This is a genomic window from Wenxinia marina DSM 24838, from assembly GCF_000379485.1.
GTDB lineage: Bacteria > Pseudomonadota > Alphaproteobacteria > Rhodobacterales > Rhodobacteraceae > Wenxinia > Wenxinia marina.
On sequence record NZ_KB902277.1, the window covers coordinates 147,909 to 162,996 of the forward strand.

Annotated in this window: 13 protein-coding genes; 8 read left to right on the forward strand and 5 right to left on the reverse strand. The window is 70.0% G+C overall.

Translation table 11 applies throughout. The features are described 5' to 3' along the window. The first annotated feature begins 178 nt into the window (after positions 1-178). Positions 179-1,660, forward strand: a complete 1,482-nt coding sequence (glpK, locus tag A37W_RS0102660) for a glycerol kinase GlpK (protein ID WP_018301476.1) — start codon at positions 179-181, stop codon at positions 1,658-1,660. Positions 1,661-1,812: 152 nt separating this feature from the next. Here glpK and A37W_RS0102665 read toward each other — a convergent pair whose 3' ends face one another. The 5 genes from A37W_RS0102665 to A37W_RS0102685 form a co-directional block, all read right to left on the reverse strand. Further along, on the reverse strand, positions 1,813-2,844 hold the full coding sequence (locus A37W_RS0102665; protein ID WP_018301477.1) for an oligopeptide/dipeptide ABC transporter ATP-binding protein: 1,032 nt from the start codon (positions 2,842-2,844) through the stop codon (positions 1,813-1,815). Next, positions 2,841-3,860: an oligopeptide/dipeptide ABC transporter ATP-binding protein gene (locus A37W_RS0102670; RefSeq protein WP_018301478.1), complete on the reverse strand. Its 1,020-nt coding sequence runs from the start codon at positions 3,858-3,860 to the stop codon at positions 2,841-2,843. Before A37W_RS0102670 ends, A37W_RS0102665 begins: the two co-directional genes overlap by 4 nt. 35 nt (positions 3,861-3,895) lie before the next feature. After that, positions 3,896-4,792: an ABC transporter permease subunit gene (locus A37W_RS0102675; RefSeq protein ID WP_040753373.1), complete on the reverse strand. Its 897-nt coding sequence runs from the start codon at positions 4,790-4,792 to the stop codon at positions 3,896-3,898. A 72-nt stretch (positions 4,793-4,864) separates the two neighbouring features. Further along, positions 4,865-5,788, reverse strand: a complete 924-nt coding sequence (oppB, locus tag A37W_RS0102680; protein WP_018301480.1) for an oligopeptide ABC transporter permease OppB — start codon at positions 5,786-5,788, stop codon at positions 4,865-4,867. A gap of 88 nt (positions 5,789-5,876) precedes the next feature. Beyond that, positions 5,877-7,517: a peptide ABC transporter substrate-binding protein gene (locus A37W_RS0102685; protein ID WP_018301481.1), complete on the reverse strand. Its 1,641-nt coding sequence runs from the start codon at positions 7,515-7,517 to the stop codon at positions 5,877-5,879. 338 nt (positions 7,518-7,855) lie between these two features. Between A37W_RS0102685 and A37W_RS0102690 the strand changes: the two genes are divergently transcribed. The 7 genes from A37W_RS0102690 to A37W_RS0102720 all read left to right on the forward strand — a co-directional run bounded on the left by A37W_RS0102690 (position 7,856) and on the right by A37W_RS0102720 (position 15,014). Continuing rightward, on the forward strand, positions 7,856-8,737 hold the full coding sequence (locus tag A37W_RS0102690) for a LysR family transcriptional regulator (protein ID WP_018301482.1): 882 nt from the start codon (positions 7,856-7,858) through the stop codon (positions 8,735-8,737). 96 nt (positions 8,738-8,833) lie between these two features. Next, a complete protein-coding gene (locus tag A37W_RS0102695; RefSeq protein ID WP_040753375.1) occupies positions 8,834-9,295 on the forward strand; it encodes a formate dehydrogenase subunit gamma in 462 nt (153 codons plus the stop codon). Then, positions 9,292-10,812: a formate dehydrogenase beta subunit gene (locus A37W_RS0102700; RefSeq protein ID WP_018301484.1), complete on the forward strand. Its 1,521-nt coding sequence runs from the start codon at positions 9,292-9,294 to the stop codon at positions 10,810-10,812. The genes A37W_RS0102695 and A37W_RS0102700 overlap by 4 nt, the downstream gene beginning before the upstream one ends. A gap of 97 nt (positions 10,813-10,909) precedes the next feature. Further along, complete coding sequence (locus tag A37W_RS0102705; RefSeq protein ID WP_018301485.1) at positions 10,910-11,119, forward strand: DUF4287 domain-containing protein; 210 nt, start codon at positions 10,910-10,912, stop codon at positions 11,117-11,119. 3 nt (positions 11,120-11,122) lie between these two features. Continuing rightward, on the forward strand, positions 11,123-14,002 hold the full coding sequence (gene fdhF, locus A37W_RS0102710) for a formate dehydrogenase subunit alpha (protein WP_018301486.1): 2,880 nt from the start codon (positions 11,123-11,125) through the stop codon (positions 14,000-14,002). Then, positions 13,999-14,784, forward strand: a complete 786-nt coding sequence (gene fdhD, locus A37W_RS0102715) for a formate dehydrogenase accessory sulfurtransferase FdhD (RefSeq protein ID WP_018301487.1) — start codon at positions 13,999-14,001, stop codon at positions 14,782-14,784. Before fdhF ends, fdhD begins: the two co-directional genes overlap by 4 nt. Before the next feature lie 2 nt (positions 14,785-14,786). After that, positions 14,787-15,014, forward strand: coding sequence for a formate dehydrogenase subunit delta (locus A37W_RS0102720; protein WP_018301488.1), 228 nt, complete (start codon positions 14,787-14,789; stop codon positions 15,012-15,014). Positions 15,015-15,088 lie beyond the last annotated feature (74 nt).

Consider the following 15,088-nt stretch of genomic DNA (forward strand, 5'->3'; position numbering starts at 1 on the left):
CGCGCCGAAGGCGCCCAAGGACGCGGCCTGACCCGCACCGGCCCCCGCGCCCGATGCGCGGGGACACCGACCGCAAGCCCCCGGTGACCCGGGGGCTTTTTCATGTCCGCCCCCTGCCCCGCTGGCCTCCTGCCGGCGTCGTTCCTAAAGTCGGCAGCGAGAGAGGGAGGAGGCACCGATGTCGCACATTCTGGCGGTCGACCAGGGCACCACATCCAGCCGGGCGATCCTGTTCGGCCCGGCGATGGAGATCGTCGCGGTCGCACAGGAGGAGTTCCCCCAGCACTTTCCCCGCTCCGGCTGGGTGGAGCACGACCCGGCCGACCTGATGGGCACGGTCCTCTCGACGGCCCGGGCGGCGCTGGAGAAGGCCGGAAAGGGGGCGGGCGACCTCGCCGGGATCGGCATCACCAACCAGCGCGAGACGACGCTGGTCTGGGATCGCGCGACCGGCCGGCCGGTGCACAACGCGATCGTCTGGCAGGACCGCCGGACCGCGCCGCTCTGCGCCGATCTGAAGGACGAGGGGTTCGAGGAGACGGTGACCGCGCGGACCGGCCTCATCGTCGACCCCTACTTCTCGGCCACCAAGCTGCGCTGGATCCTGGACGAGGTGGAGGGGGCGCGGGCCAGGGCCGAAGCGGGCGAGCTGCTGTTCGGGACGGTGGACACCTGGCTGATCTGGACCCTGACCGAGGGCCGGGTCCACGCCACCGACGCGACGAACGCCTGCCGGACGATGCTGTACGATATCCACGACGGCGCCTGGTCGGAGGAGATTTGCGGCCGGCTCGGCATCCCGATGGCGATGCTGCCCGAGGTCAGGGACTGCGACGCGGGCTTCGGCACGACGACCCTGCTGGGCGGCGAGGTGCCGATCCTCGGCGTCGCGGGCGACCAGCAGGCGGCGACGCTGGGACAGGCCTGCTTCCGGCCGGGGATGCTGAAGTCGACCTACGGGACCGGGTGCTTCGCCCTGCTGAACACCGGGGAGACGGCGGTGCGCTCGTCCTCGCGCCTGTTGACCACCATCGCCTACCAGTTCGGCGGGCGGCCGACCTACGCGCTCGAGGGGTCGATCTTCGTCGCGGGCGCGGTGGTGCAGTGGCTGCGCGACGGGCTGAAGGCGATCGGCACGGCGGCGGAGACGCAAGGGCTGGCCCAGGCGGCGGACCCGAGCCAGGAGGTGATCCTCGTCCCCGCCTTCACCGGCCTCGGTGCGCCCTACTGGCACCCGGGCAGCCGCGGCGCCGCCTTCGGCCTGACCCGCAGCACCGGCCCGGCCGAGTTGGCGCGCGCGGCGCTGGAGAGCGTCGGCTTCCAGACCCGGGACCTGCTGGAGGCGATGCACGCCGACTGGACCGACGCCGACGGCGCGCCGACGCTGCGCGTCGACGGCGGCATGGTGGCGAACGACTGGACGATGCAGTTCCTCGCCGACATCCTCGGCGCCCCGGTGGACCGGCCGAAGGTGACGGAGACCACCGCCCTCGGCGCCGCCTGGCTGGCGGGGCAGAAGGCCGGGGTCTGGCCGGGGATGGAGGAGTTCGCGGCAGGCTGGGCGCTGGAGCGGACCTTCACCCCCGCGATGGACGAGGCCGAGCGGGACCGCCGCTACGCCGCCTGGAAGCGGGCGGTGGCGGCGACGATGAGCGTGTAGGGTGGGTGAAACCCACCGCGCGCCCGAAAGCGGGTTTCACCCGCCCTACGCAGCCGCGTCAGCGCCGTGCGATGTAGGGTGGGTGAAACCCACCATCGGCGATCGTCGGACGAAGGTGGGTTTCACCCGCCCTACCCCGCCCCCGGCTCCACCTACGTGACCTTCTCCCGCGCCTCGTCGGCGACGGCGAGCACGTCCTGCACCTCGTTGTAGGGGCAGGCGACGAAGTGGCCGGGCTCCGGCTCCAGCATCGGCGGGATGCCCTCGGCGCAGTCGGGGCGGGCCTTGGGGCAGCGGGTGCGGAAGACGCAGCCGGACGGCGGGTTCAGCGGCGAGGGCAGCTCGCCCGAGATGATCGGGCGGACGCGGGCCTTCTCCAGCACCGGGTCGGGGATCGGCACCGAGGCGATGAGCGCCTGGGTATAGGGATGCCGCGGCCGGGTCGTCAGCGGACGCGACGCCGCCTCTTCCATCAGCCGGCCGAGATACATCACGACGATCCGGTCCGAGATGTGCTTCACCACGGACAGGTCGTGCGCGATGAAGATCATCGACAGCCCCATGTCGCGCTGAAGCTCCTTCAGGAGGTTCACCACCTGGGCCTGCACGGACACGTCGAGGGCCGAGACCGGCTCGTCGCAGATCAGCAGGCGGGGCTTCAGCACCAGCGCGCGGGCGATGCCGATGCGCTGGCACTGGCCGCCGGAGAATTCGTGCGGGTAGCGGTTGATGAGGTTGGGCAGCAGGCCCACCCGCTCCATCATCTCCTGCACGCGGGCCTTCACCTCCTTCTTGGGGGTGTCGGGATGGTGCGTCAGCAGCGGCTCGGCGATGATGTCGCCGACCGGCATCCGGGGGTTCAGGGCCGCGAGCGGGTCCTGGAACACCATCTGCACGCCCTTGCGGTGGCGCCGCCGCTCGCGCGGGGACATCGAACTGAGTTCGGTCCCGTCGAAGACGATGCGCCCGCCGGAGGTCGGGACGGTGCCGACGATGGCGCGGGCGAGCGTGGACTTGCCGGAGCCCGACTCGCCGACGACGCCGAGACACTCTCCCGGCGCGAGGTCGAAGGACACGTCCGACACGGCGCGCAGCTTCATCGGCGGCGTCCAGGGCCAGGCGCCGCGGCGGTTGACGTCGAACGTCACCGACAGGTCGCGGCAGGACAGGAGCGGGGCGCTCATGGCTGGGCCTCCACCAGCGGTTTCGCGGGCGGTCGTCCCTGCGGCGCGCCGCTGCGCACCTCTTCCAGCGGGGCGTGGCAGGCGCGGCGGCGGCCCGGCTCGAACGGGTCGAGCGGCGGGCGGACGGTCGGACACTGCTCCAGCCGGAAGGCGCAGCGCGGCGTGAAGGGGCAGCCCTTCGGCAGCCGGCTCATGTCCGGCGGCTCGCCCGCGATGGTCGCGAGATCGACGTCGTCCCGGTCGAGGCGCGGCACGGCGGACAGCAGGCCCAGCGTGTAGGGATGCGCCGGCGCGGCGAAGAGGCCGTCGGTCGGGCCGTCCTCCATGATCTGGCCGCCGTACATCACGAGGGTGCGGTCGCAGAACTCGGCCACGATGCCGAGGTCGTGGGTGATGAGGATGATGGCGGTCCCGAACTCCTGCCGGATCTCGCCCAGCAGCTTCATGATCTGCGCCTGCACGGTCACGTCGAGCGCGGTCGTCGGTTCGTCCGCGATCAGCAGATTGGGCCGGCAGAGGAGCGCCATCGCGATCATCACGCGCTGGCGCATGCCGCCGGAGAATTCGTGCGGGTACATGTTCACGCGGTTGCGGGCATCGGGGATGCGCACCGCGTCGAGCATCTTCACGCTTTCGTCGACGGCGGCCTTCTTCGACAGTCCCTTGTGCAGGGTCAGCACCTCGGCCATCTGATCCGAGACGCGCAGATAAGGGTTCAGCGAGGTCATCGGGTCCTGGAAGATCATCGCGATCTCCTCGGCCCGTATCTTGTTCAGCTGCCGGGGCGTCAGACCCAGCAGCTCCTTGCCCTGGTACTTCACCGACCCGGTGGCGCGGCCATTCTTGGCCAGCAGGCCCATCGCGGCGAAGGCGGTCTGCGACTTGCCCGATCCGGACTCGCCCACGATCGCCAGCGTCTCCTGCCGGTCGATGCCGAACGAGACGCCGTTGACCGCGTTCACCTCGCCGTCGCCGGTGGTGAAGGTCACGCCGAGATTGTCGATTTCGAGCAGCATCGAAGGTCCTTGCAGTGCGCCGGCGGCGTCGGCCGTCAGCGGTCTTTCGGGTCCAGCGCGTCGCGCAGGCCGTCGCCCACGAAGAACAGCGCAAACAGCGTGATCAGGAAGAAGAACAGCGGGTAGAGCAGCATCCAGAGCGTTCCGTTGTTCATCTGGCTGGTGCCGCCGTTGATGAGCGCGCCGAGCGAGGTCATCGGCTCCTGAATCCCGAGACCGAGATAGGAGATGAAGCTCTCGAAGATAATCATGCCGGGCACGAGAAGCGTCGCGTACACGATCACGATGCCGAGAAGGTTCGGCACGACGTGGCGCAGGATGATCCGCAGGGGGCTGACGCCCGTGGCGACCGCGGCCTCGACGAACTCCTTGCCCTTGATCGACAGGGTCTGGCCCCGGGCGATCCGCGCCATGTCCAGCCACGAGATCAGGCCGATGCCGATGAACAGCATCAGGATCGACCGGCCGAAGATCACCAGCATCAGGATCAGCACGAACATGAACGGGATCGACATCAGGATGTCGACGAAGCGCATCATGATCTGGTCGGTCTTGCCTCCGAGGTATCCCGCCGTCGCGCCGTACAGCGTGCCGACGATCACCGCGACGAGCGCGCCGACGAGCCCGACGAGAAGCGAGATGCGGGTGCCGACGACGGTCCGCGCGAACAGGTCGCGCCCGTCCACGTCGGTGCCGAAATAGTGGCCGGTCTCGATCGAGGGGACGCCCTTGTACGCGTTCGCGCCCATCAGCGTGAAATCGACGTACTGCGGCTCGTACTGCGCGATCAGCCCTCCGAAGGTGGCGAACAGCGCGACGAGGATCAGCACCACGAGGCCGAGCACGGCGGCCCTGTTGCGGAAGAAGCGGGTGCGCGCGTCGGCCCAGAGGGACCGGCCCTTGATCTCGTGATCGGTGCCCGACAGGTCCATGATGTCGGCCTGAGGCGTGGCGTGCTTCTGCGTGTCGAGGTTGTCGCGGACCTGTGCCATGCGCGTCCCCTCCTAGTAGCGGATCTTCGGGTCGATCCACGCGTACAGGATGTCGACCAGAAGGTTGAAGCCGATGGTCAACGCGCCCACGAGGATCGTGATCCCCATGATGACGGCGTAGTCCCGGTTGAAGGCGGAATTGACGAAGAACTGCCCGATGCCGCCGGTGGAGAAGATGACGTCCACCACGACCGAGCCGGTGATCATGCCGACGATGGCGGGGCCGAGGTAGCTGAGCACCGGCAGGAGGGCCGGCTTCAGCGCGTGGCGCAGGATCACCCGGCGCATCGGCAGGCCCTTGGCCATCGCGGTGCGGATGAAGTTCGAGTTCAGCACCTCGAGCATCGAGGACCGGGTGATCCGCGCGATCGAGGCCATGTAGGACGTCGACAGCGCGATCACCGGCAGGATCACGTATTCCCACTGCCCGCCCCGCCAGCCGCCGCCGGGCAGCCAGCCCAGCCACAGCGTGAAGACGAGGACGAGGATCGGACCCATGACGAAGTTCGGCAGCGCCTGCGCCCCGATCGAGATGCCGACGGCGGAATAGTCGACCCAACTGTTCTGGCGGATCGCCGCGACGACGCCGAGCGCGACGCCCACGATCACCGCCACCAGCGCCGACCACAGGCCGTAGGTCAGCGTCACCGGAAAGCCCTGGCGGATGATGTCGTTCACGCTGCGGTCGCGGTACTGGAACGAGGGGCCGAAGTCGAAGCGGGTCACCACGTTCACCACGTAGTCGACCATCTGCTTCCAGTACGGCTGGTCGAGGCCGTAGCGCGCCTCGATGTTCTGCATGATCTGCGGCGGCAGCGGGCGCTCGGAATTGAACGGGCCGCCGGGGGCCGCGAACATCAGCACGAACGAGAAGACGACGAGGATCAGCAGCGTCGGCACCGCCACGGCGAGGCGCCTCAGGATGTAGCTGAACATGTGTGGGACGGCCCCCCGCGCAGGCACAAAAGGCGAAGGCTCGCGCCCCCCTTTCGGGGGACGCGAGCGGATCGGTTACGATGTCGGCTTATTCGCCGGCGACCCGGTACAGGTCCTTGGCGTACCAGTTGTCCTGCGCGTTCTCGAGCGGCCAGCCCTTGATGGTGTCGTCGAGCATGAACACGGTCGAGTAGAAGTAGATCGGCAGGATCGGGTGCTCGGCCATGATGATCTCTTCCGCCTGCTGGTACAGCGGGAGCGGATCCTCGGCGGTGCGCGCCTCGGCCATCAGGCTGTCGTACTCCTCGGACGCGAAGCCCGAGTCGTTGTAGCCCGAGTCGGACTGCATGATGTCGAGGAACGACGAGGCCTCGTTGTAGTCCGCGCACCAGCCGGCCCGCGCGACGCCCGGGTACTGCTTCTCGCCGCGGGTGGTCAGGAAGGTCTGCCACTCCTGGTTGGCGAGCGTGGTCGTGACGCCGAGCGTCTGCTGCCACATCTGGCCGATCGCGACCGCGACCGAGCGGTGCGCGTCCGACGTGTTGTAGAGAATCTCGATCTCGAGCGGCTCGCCGTCGGTGCCGTAGCCGGCTTCGGCCATCAGCTCCTGCGCGCGGGCGTTGCGCTCTTCCTGGGTCATCGACATCACGTCGCTTTCCGGCACCTCGAAGCCCGCCGTGGCCCAGTGGGTCAGCGAGAAGGCCGGGACCTGGCCGCCGGCCAGCACCGAGTCCACGATCACGTCGCGGTCGATGGCGAGCGAGAGGGCCTCGCGCACGCTGGCCTCCTGCAGGGCCGGAAGGCCGGCGTCGGTCAGGTTCACGTTGTAGTAGTACGTGCACAGGTTCGGCACCGAGATCGCCTCGGTCGGGTACTCTTCCGACAGGCGCGGGAACTGGCCGGCCGGCATGTCGGTCTGGTCCAGCTCGCCGGCGAGGTAGCGGGTCAGCGCCTGGTTCTCGTCGTTGATGATGAGCGCGGTGACGGTGTCGAGGTAGACGTTCTCGGCATCCCAGTAGTTCTCGTTCTTGGTGAGGACGATCCGCTCTTGCGGGACGCGCTCTTCCAGGACGTAGGCGCCGTTGCCGACCATGTTGCCGGGCTGGGTCCACGCGTCGCCATGCTCCTCGATCACCGACTGCGGGACCGGGAAGGTGGTGGTGTGGGTGACCATCTGCGGGAAGTAGGGCAGCGCCTGGGTCAGGCGGACCTCGAGCGTGTGGTCATCGACGGCGGTCACGCCCAGCTCGGACGGGTCCATCTCGCCGGCCATCACGGCGTCGACGTTCTCGATCGCCATCAGGCCCATGTACCACTGGTACTCGGACGCGGTCGCCGGATCGGCGGCGCGCTGCCAGGAATAGACGAAGTCCTGCGCGGTGACCGGCTCGCCGTTCGACCACATCGCCTCGGGGCGCAGGTTGAAGGTGTAGGTCAGGCCGTCGTCGGAGACCTCGTAGCCGGTGGCGACGCCGGGCACGACGTTGCCTTCGCTGTCCTGATTCATCAGGCCTTCGAACAGGTTCCGGCCGATGGCCGAGCCTTCGACGTCCTCGATCAGGTTCGGGTCGATCGACGGAAACTCGTCCAGCACGCGGTAGGTGAAGGTCTGGTTCTCGGCCAGCTGCTCGCCGTTGGGGCCGGCCATGTCCTGGGCGAAGGCGGCGGAGCCGGCCATCGCGACCAGCGCGGCGGCGGTGCCGGACAGAAGCGTTCTGCGAAGTGTCATGTGGGGTCTCCCTTGTCGTCTCGGCCGGTCTGGTGCCGGCTGTCGGTGGATGGGGCAGCCTTCCCGCGCGGACGCGGGACATGGCGCGATCCTTTGACCAGTTGACGCAAATGGCAAGAGCGGACATCGCGTGACGCCGCGACGCACGGGCAGGTGAAGTCGCGTCAGGCGATGTGACGGCCGGCTTCGCGTGCGGCCGTCGTTCCGCCGCGCCTTCGGGCGGATCTACGAAATCGTCGTCAGGACGACGCCGCGAGATCCGGCCCACCGGGCCTCTGGACGCCCTCCCGCCGGGGCGGCACGCTGTCCGGACCGGCCGCCCGAACGGGAGAAACGCCATGATCGACAAGCTGGAGATGTTCGTCGCCCTCGCCCAGGCCCGCCACTTCGGCCGCGCGGCCGAGGCGGTGGGCGTGACGCAGCCGACGCTGTCGGCGGCGATCAAGTCGCTGGAGGCCGAGCTGGGCGTGATGCTGGTGCAGCGCGGCAGCCGCTTCGGCGGGCTGACGCCCGAGGGCAAGCGCGTGCTGGACTGGGCGCGGCGGATCGTCGGCGACGCCCGCACGATGAAGGAGGAGCTGCGCGCCGCCCGCTCGGGCCTGTCGGGCGATCTGCGCCTCGCCGTGATCCCGACCGCGCTGTCGGCGGTGTCCGAGCTGACGACCGCGCTGGCGGCGGCGCACCCCAATGTCCGTTTCACGATCCTGTCCGCAACCTCCACCGACATCCTGTCGATGATCGAGGACCTGCGCGTCGATGCCGGGATCACCTATCTCGACAACGAGCCCCTGGGCCGGGTCGTGACGGTGCCGCTCTACGACGAGCGCTACGCTCTGATCGTGCGGAACGACTCGATCTTCGCCGGCCGCGCCTCGGTGCCCTGGGCGGAGCTGGGCACCCTGCCCCTCGCCCTGCTGACGCCGGACATGCAGAACCGGCGGATCACCGGCGGCCATCTCGCCGCCGCGGGCGTCCGCACGCAGCCGTCGGTGGAGACGAACTCCACCATCGTCCTCATCAGCCACGTCCTGCAGGGCTGGGCCACCGTCCTGCCGATGCGCGCCGCCGAGATCTTCCTCGCCAGCGCGCCGGTGGCGGCGATCCCCCTGGTCGAGCCGGACGCGCGCAACGCCGTGGGCCTCGTCGCGCCATGGCGCGAGCCGCATACGCCGGTGATCGACGCGCTGCTGCGGGAGGCGGGGCGGCTGTCGGGGATTTGATAGAGAAATCCTATCAGATCACGGAAGATCGATATTGAACGACGCGCCAATCCGGGGATGATGCGCGCGCGTGCCCTGCCCTTCCGAAAGCGCCCGATGACCGACCTTGCCGACCGCGTCCGCGACATCGTCGCCGACCATGCCGCCCTCGAGGGGCCGCTCCTGCCGATCCTGCACGCGGTGCAGGCCGAGTGGGGCCATGTGCCGGAGGCGGCCGTGCCGGTGATCGCCGAGGCGCTGAACCTCTCCCGGGCGGAGGTCTACGGCGTCGTCACCTTCTACCATGACTTCCGCGAAAGGCCCGCCGGCCAGCACGTGCTGAAACTGTGCCGGGCCGAGGCCTGCCAGGCGCAGGGCGGCGCCGGCATCGCCAAGCTCGCACAGGCGCGCCTCGGCATCGGCTGGCACGAGACGACGCCCGACGGGCGCGTGACGCTGGAGCCGGTCTACTGCCTCGGTCTCTGCGCCTGCGGCCCGTCCGCGATGGTGGGCGACCAGGTGATCGGCCGGATGGATCGCGAGAAGCTCGAGACGCTGATCGAAGGACTGCGCGCATGAAGGTCTGGGTGCCCCGCGACGCCGCCGCCCGCGCCCTCGGCGCCGACGAGGTGGTGACCGCGCTGACGGACGAGGCGGCGAAGCGCGGTTTCGACCTGACGATCGTGCGCAACGGCAGCCGCGGCATGGTCTGGCTGGAGCCGCTGGTGGAGGTCGAGGTGGACGGCGTGCGCCACGCCTTCGGCCCCGCCCTGCCCTCCGACGCGGCCGCGATCCTCGACCTCAGCGGGCCGAAGGCTCTGGGGCCGACCGACGACCTCGACTGGATGAAGCGGCAGGACCGCCTGACCTTCCAGCGGGTGGGCGTGATCGACCCGCTCGACCTCGGCGAGTACGAGGCGCATGGCGGCCTCGCCGGCCTGCGGCGGGCGCTGGGGATGTCGGGCCAGGACATCGTCGACGAGATCAAGGAAAGCGGCCTGCGCGGCCGCGGCGGCGCCGGCTTCCCCACCGGGATCAAGTGGGACACCGTCCGGCTTGCCGAGGCGCCGCAGAAGTACGTCGTCTGCAACGCCGACGAGGGCGATTCGGGCACCTTCGCCGACCGGATGCTGATGGAGGGCGACCCGTTCAGCCTGGTCGAGGGCATGGCGATCGCCGGCCTCTGCGTCGGCGCCACAAAGGGCTACGTCTACCTGCGGTCCGAGTATCCGGACGCCATCGCCACCATGCAGGAGGCGGTGCGCCGCGCCCGGGCCGCTAGGGTGCTGGGCGCCGACGTCCTCGGGTCCGGCCGCGCCTTCGACATGGAGATCCGCGTCGGCGCCGGCGCCTATGTCTGCGGCGAGGAGACGTCTCTGCTGAACTCGCTGGAAGGCAAGCGCGGAATCGTCCGCGCCAAGCCGCCGCTGCCGGCGCTGGAGGGGCTGTTCGGCAAGCCGACCGTGGTGAACAACGTCATCTCGCTCGCTACCGTGCCGGTGATCCTGGAGAAGGGTGCCGCGCATTACGCCGGCTTCGGCCGCGGCCGGTCGAAGGGGACCGTGACGCTGCAGATCGCCGGCAACGTGGCGCGGGGCGGGCTGTTCGAGACGGCCTTCGGCCTCAGCCTCGGCGAGATCGTGGACGATCTCGCGGGCGGCACCCGCTCGGGCCGGCCGGTGAAGGCGGTGCAGGTGGGCGGGCCCCTCGGCGCCTACTTCCCGCCCGCGAAGTTCGCGACGCCCTTCGGCTACGAGGAGTTCGACGCCGAGGGCGGGCTGATCGGCCACGCGGGCCTCGTGGTGTTCGACGACGGCGTCGACATGGTCCGGCAGGCCCGCTTCGCGATGGAGTTCTGTGCCGTCGAGAGCTGCGGCAAGTGCACGCCCTGCCGGATCGGCGCGGTCCGCGGGGTCGAGACGATCGACCGGATCGCGGCCGGCGAGCCGGGGCTGCTGCCCCTCCTCGCGGACCTCTGCGAGACGATGCGCGACGGCTCGCTCTGCGCGCTGGGGGGGTTCACGCCGTTCCCGGTGATGAGCGCGGTGACGCATTTCCCTGACGACTTCGCGAAGGCGCGGGAGGCCGCGGAATGAGCGGGCCCTGCCCCCACGAGTACCCGCCCCGGCCCCCCGCCGGGTCGAGGTCCCGGGTCAGGCCCGGGACGGGGTTGTCTGGCTGGAAAGGCGCGCGATGACCGACAAGGTGAAGGGCCCCGCCTCGTACTTCCCCTCGATCGAGAAGAAGTACGGCCAGCCCGTCCGGCACTGGCTGGACCTGATCGCCGGCCGGCCGGACGAGAAGCACATGGAGACCGTCGCCTGGCTGAAGGCCGAGCACGGGCTCGGACACGGACATGCCAACGCCCTCGTCGCGCATGCGCGGGCCGGGAAAGGGATCTGACCCATGAAGGACTTCATCATCCCCTGGGACGACCGCGACTTCGGCACCCCCGCGGTGAAAAGCGACCGGCAGGTGACCCTCAGCATCGACGGGTTCGAGATCACGGTGCCCGAGGGCACGTCCGTCATGCGCGCCTCCGAAATGGCCGGCATCCAGGTGCCGAAGCTCTGCGCCAGCGACAACGTCAAGGCATTCGGCTCGTGCCGCCTGTGCGTGGTCGAGATCGAGGGCCGCCGCGGCACCCCCGCCTCCTGCACCACGCCCGCGACCGAAGGCATGGTCGTGCACACCCACTCCGACAAGGTGCGCCGCATCCGCAAGGGCGTGATGGAGCTCTACATCTCGGACCACCCGCTCGACTGCCTGACCTGCGCCGCCAACGGCGACTGCCAGCTGCAGGACATGGCCGGCGCGGTCGGCCTGCGCGACGTGCGCTACGAGACGCACAAGGACAACCATTTCGAGGTGCGGACCGCCGACGGGCCGAATCCGCAATGGCTGCCCAAGGACGACAGCAACCCCTACTTCTCCTACGACCCGTCCAAGTGCATCGTCTGCTCGCTCTGCGTCCGGGCCTGCGAGGAGGTGCAGGGCACCTTCGCGCTCACCATCGCCGGCCGCGGCTGGGACAGCCGGGTGTCGGCCGGCACCGGCGCCGACGATTTCCTGTCGTCCGAATGCGTCAGCTGCGGCGCCTGCGTGCAGGCCTGCCCGACCGCGACGCTCCAGGAGAAGTCCGTCATCGAACTCGGCACCCCCGACCGCAAGGTGGTGACGACCTGCGCCTATTGCGGCGTCGGCTGCTCGTTCGAGGCGCACATGCGCGGCGACCAGGTCGTCCGCATGGTGCCGTGGAAGCACGGCGCGGCGAACCGCGGGCATAGCTGCGTGAAGGGCCGCTTCGCCTACGGCTATGCCGGGCACAAGGACCGCATCCTGAACCCGATGATCCGCGAGACCATCGACCAGCCGTGGCGCGAAGTCTCGTGGGACGAGGCGATCGGCTTCGCCGCCGGGCGCCTGCGCGACATCCAGGGCCGGCACGGCATCCAGTCGATCGGCGGCATCACCTCCAGCCGCTGCACGAACGAGGAGACGTTCCTCGTCCAGAAGATGATCCGCGCCGTGTTCGGCAACAACAACACCGACACCTGCGCCCGGGTCTGCCATTCGCCCACCGGCTACGGCCTCAAGACGACGTTCGGCACCAGCGCGGGCACGCAGAACTTCGACAGCGTCGAGGAGACGGACTGCGTCATCGTCATCGGCGCCAACCCCACCGACGGCCACCCCGTCTTCGCCTCGCGCCTGAAGAAGCGCCTGCGCCAGGGCGCAGACCTCATCGTCATCGACCCCCGCCGGATCGACCTCGTCCGCACGCCCCACGTGAAGGCGGCGCATCACCTGGCCCTGCGGCCCGGCACCAACGTCGCCGTGGTCACCGCGCTGGCGCACGTTATCGTCACCGAGGGGCTGTTCGACGAGGCCTTCATCCGCGAGCGCTGCGACTGGGACGAGTTCCAGGACTACGCCGCCTTCGCCGCCGACGAGCGGCACTCGCCCGAGGCGACGGAAGGCCATACCGGCGTCCCCGCCGCCGAGCTCCGCGCCGCCGCCCGCCTGTTCGCGCAGGCGCCGAACGGGTCGATCTACTACGGCCTCGGCGTGACCGAGCATTCCCAGGGCTCGACCACCGTCATGGGGATCGCCAACCTTGCCATGCTCACCGGCAACCTCGGCCGGCCCGGCGTGGGCGTGAACCCGCTGCGCGGTCAGAACAACGTCCAGGGCGCGTGCGACATGGGCTCCTTCCCGCACGAGCTGCCGGGCTACCGCCACGTCTCCGACGACGCCACCCGCGCCGTGTTCGAGGAGATGTGGGGCAAGGTCCTCGACAAGGAGCCGGGGCTGCGCATTCCCAACATGCTGGACGCCGCCGTCGAGGGTACCTTCAAGGGCATCTACATCCAGGGCGAGGACATCCTGCAGTCCGACCCCGACACCCGCCACGTCTCGGCCGGCCTTGCGGCGATGGAGTGCGTGATCGTCCAGGACCTGTTCCTGAACGAAACCGCTAACTACGCCCACGTCTTCCTGCCCGGCTCCACCTTCCTCGAGAAGGACGGCACCTTCACCAACGCCGAGCGGCGCATCAACCGCGTGCGCGAGGTGATGAAGCCGAAGAACGGCTATGCCGACTGGGAGGTGACGCAGCTGCTGGCGAACGCGATGGGCGCCGGCTGGACCTACACCCACCCGTCCCAGGTGATGGACGAGATCGCGGCGACGACGCCGGGCTTCGCCCACGTCTCGTACGAGATGCTGGAAGAGCGCGGCTCGGTCCAGTGGCCCTGCAACGACGCGGCGCCCGATGGCTCGCCGATCATGCACGTGGACGGCTTCGTCCGCGGCAAGGGCCGGTTCATCAATACCGAGTACGTGGCGACGGACGAGAAGACGGGGCCGCGCTTCCCGCTGCTGCTCACGACGGGGCGGATCCTCAGCCAGTACAACGTCGGCGCGCAGACCCGCCGCACCGACAACACCGTCTGGCACGGCGAGGACCGGCTGGAAATCCATCCCCACGACGCCGAGGTGCGCGGCGTGAAGGAGGGCGACTGGGTGCGCCTCGCCTCGCGCTCGGGCGAGACGTCGCTGCGGGCCGAGCTGACGGACCGGGTGTCGCCGGGCGTCGTCTACACCACGTTCCACCACCCGACGACGCAGGCCAACGTCATCACCACCGACTTCTCGGACTGGGCCACCAACTGCCCGGAATACAAGGTGACCGCGGTGCAGGTGTCGCTGTCGAACGGGCCGACCGACTGGCAGGAGGACTATCAGGCGCTCAGCACCCGGTCGCGGCGGATCGCGGCGGAATGAGGCTGGAGGGCGTCCGCCTGACGCCCGCCCTCGGGCCCGCCGGGCCCGAGGAGCGGGCGCTGCCGGAGGAGACGCCGGTGGCGCTGGTCTACAACGGCTCCACCTACGCCGTGATGATGGCCTCGCCGGCGGATCTCACGGACTTCGCGATCGGGTTCACCCTGTCCGAGGCGATCGCGACGGCGAACGAGGTCGGCGAGGTCGAGGTCGTGGCCCACGAGCACGGGATCGAGGCGCGGATGTGGTTGCCCGAGGGGCGCGAGGCCGCGCTGGCGTCGCGCCGCCGGGCGGTCGCGGGGCCGGTCGGCTGCGGCCTCTGCGGCATCGACAGCCTCGCCGCGGCGGTCCGGCCCCTGCCCCGCGTGGCCGAGCCGGACTGGCGCTTTCCGCTGGCCGAGGTCGGCGCGGCGCTGGAGTCGCTGCGCGGGCACCAGCCTCTGCACGACGCGACCCGGGCGGTGCACGCCGCCGGCTTCTGGCAGCCGGGGCGCGGAATCGTCATGGCGCGCGAGGATGTGGGGCGGCACAACGCGCTCGACAAGCTGATCGGGGCGCTGGCACGGGCGGGGATCGACGGCGCGTCGGGCGCGGTCGTCCTGACCAGCCGCGTGTCGGTCGAGATGGTGCAGAAGGCGGCGACGCTGGGCGCGCCGGTCGTGGTCGCGGTGTCCTCGCCGACGGCCCACGCGGTGCGGCTGGCGGACGGCGCGGGCGTCACGCTGGTCTCGGCCGCGGGGCGGCAGACCCGCATCTTCACCCACCCGCAAAGAGTGAACGGATAGACATGTCAGGCGGTTACGACGCAAAGCTCGTGCGGATGGCGAACCAGATCGCCACCTTCTTCGAGAGCCAGCCCTCCGACGACCGGCCCGGCGAGGTGGCGGCGCACCTGCGCGACTTCTGGGACCCGCGGATGCGGCGGCGGCTGGACGAGCTGCTCGCCGCCGGGGGCGACGGGCTGTCGCCGTTGGCCCGCGAGGCCGCGGAACGGCTGCGCGCGGTCCGCGCTTAACCCGCCCTTAAACCACCCCGTGAGAGACACCCTGCCGAGGGCGGCTCCGATGCCGCCGATTGGCCGAGGCGGTG

Bases quoted from the DNA above. Each gene is read 5' to 3' on its own strand.
- glpK (WP_018301476.1), top strand. From the start codon at position 179: ATGTCGCACATTCTGGCGGTCGACCAGGGCACCACATCCAGCCGGGCG.
- A37W_RS0102665 (WP_018301477.1), bottom strand. From the start codon at position 2,844: ATGAGCGCCCCGCTCCTGTCCTGCCGCGACCTGTCGGTGACGTTCGAC.
- A37W_RS0102670 (WP_018301478.1), bottom strand. From the start codon at position 3,860: ATGCTGCTCGAAATCGACAATCTCGGCGTGACCTTCACCACCGGCGAC.
- A37W_RS0102675 (WP_040753373.1), bottom strand. From the start codon at position 4,792: ATGGACCTGTCGGGCACCGATCACGAGATCAAGGGCCGGTCCCTCTGG.
- oppB (WP_018301480.1), bottom strand. From the start codon at position 5,788: ATGTTCAGCTACATCCTGAGGCGCCTCGCCGTGGCGGTGCCGACGCTG.
- A37W_RS0102685 (WP_018301481.1), bottom strand. From the start codon at position 7,517: ATGACACTTCGCAGAACGCTTCTGTCCGGCACCGCCGCCGCGCTGGTC.
- A37W_RS0102690 (WP_018301482.1), top strand. From the start codon at position 7,856: ATGATCGACAAGCTGGAGATGTTCGTCGCCCTCGCCCAGGCCCGCCAC.
- A37W_RS0102695 (WP_040753375.1), top strand. From the start codon at position 8,834: ATGACCGACCTTGCCGACCGCGTCCGCGACATCGTCGCCGACCATGCC.
- A37W_RS0102700 (WP_018301484.1), top strand. From the start codon at position 9,292: ATGAAGGTCTGGGTGCCCCGCGACGCCGCCGCCCGCGCCCTCGGCGCC.
- A37W_RS0102705 (WP_018301485.1), top strand. From the start codon at position 10,910: ATGACCGACAAGGTGAAGGGCCCCGCCTCGTACTTCCCCTCGATCGAG.
- fdhF (WP_018301486.1), top strand. From the start codon at position 11,123: ATGAAGGACTTCATCATCCCCTGGGACGACCGCGACTTCGGCACCCCC.
- fdhD (WP_018301487.1), top strand. From the start codon at position 13,999: ATGAGGCTGGAGGGCGTCCGCCTGACGCCCGCCCTCGGGCCCGCCGGG.
- A37W_RS0102720 (WP_018301488.1), top strand. From the start codon at position 14,787: ATGTCAGGCGGTTACGACGCAAAGCTCGTGCGGATGGCGAACCAGATC.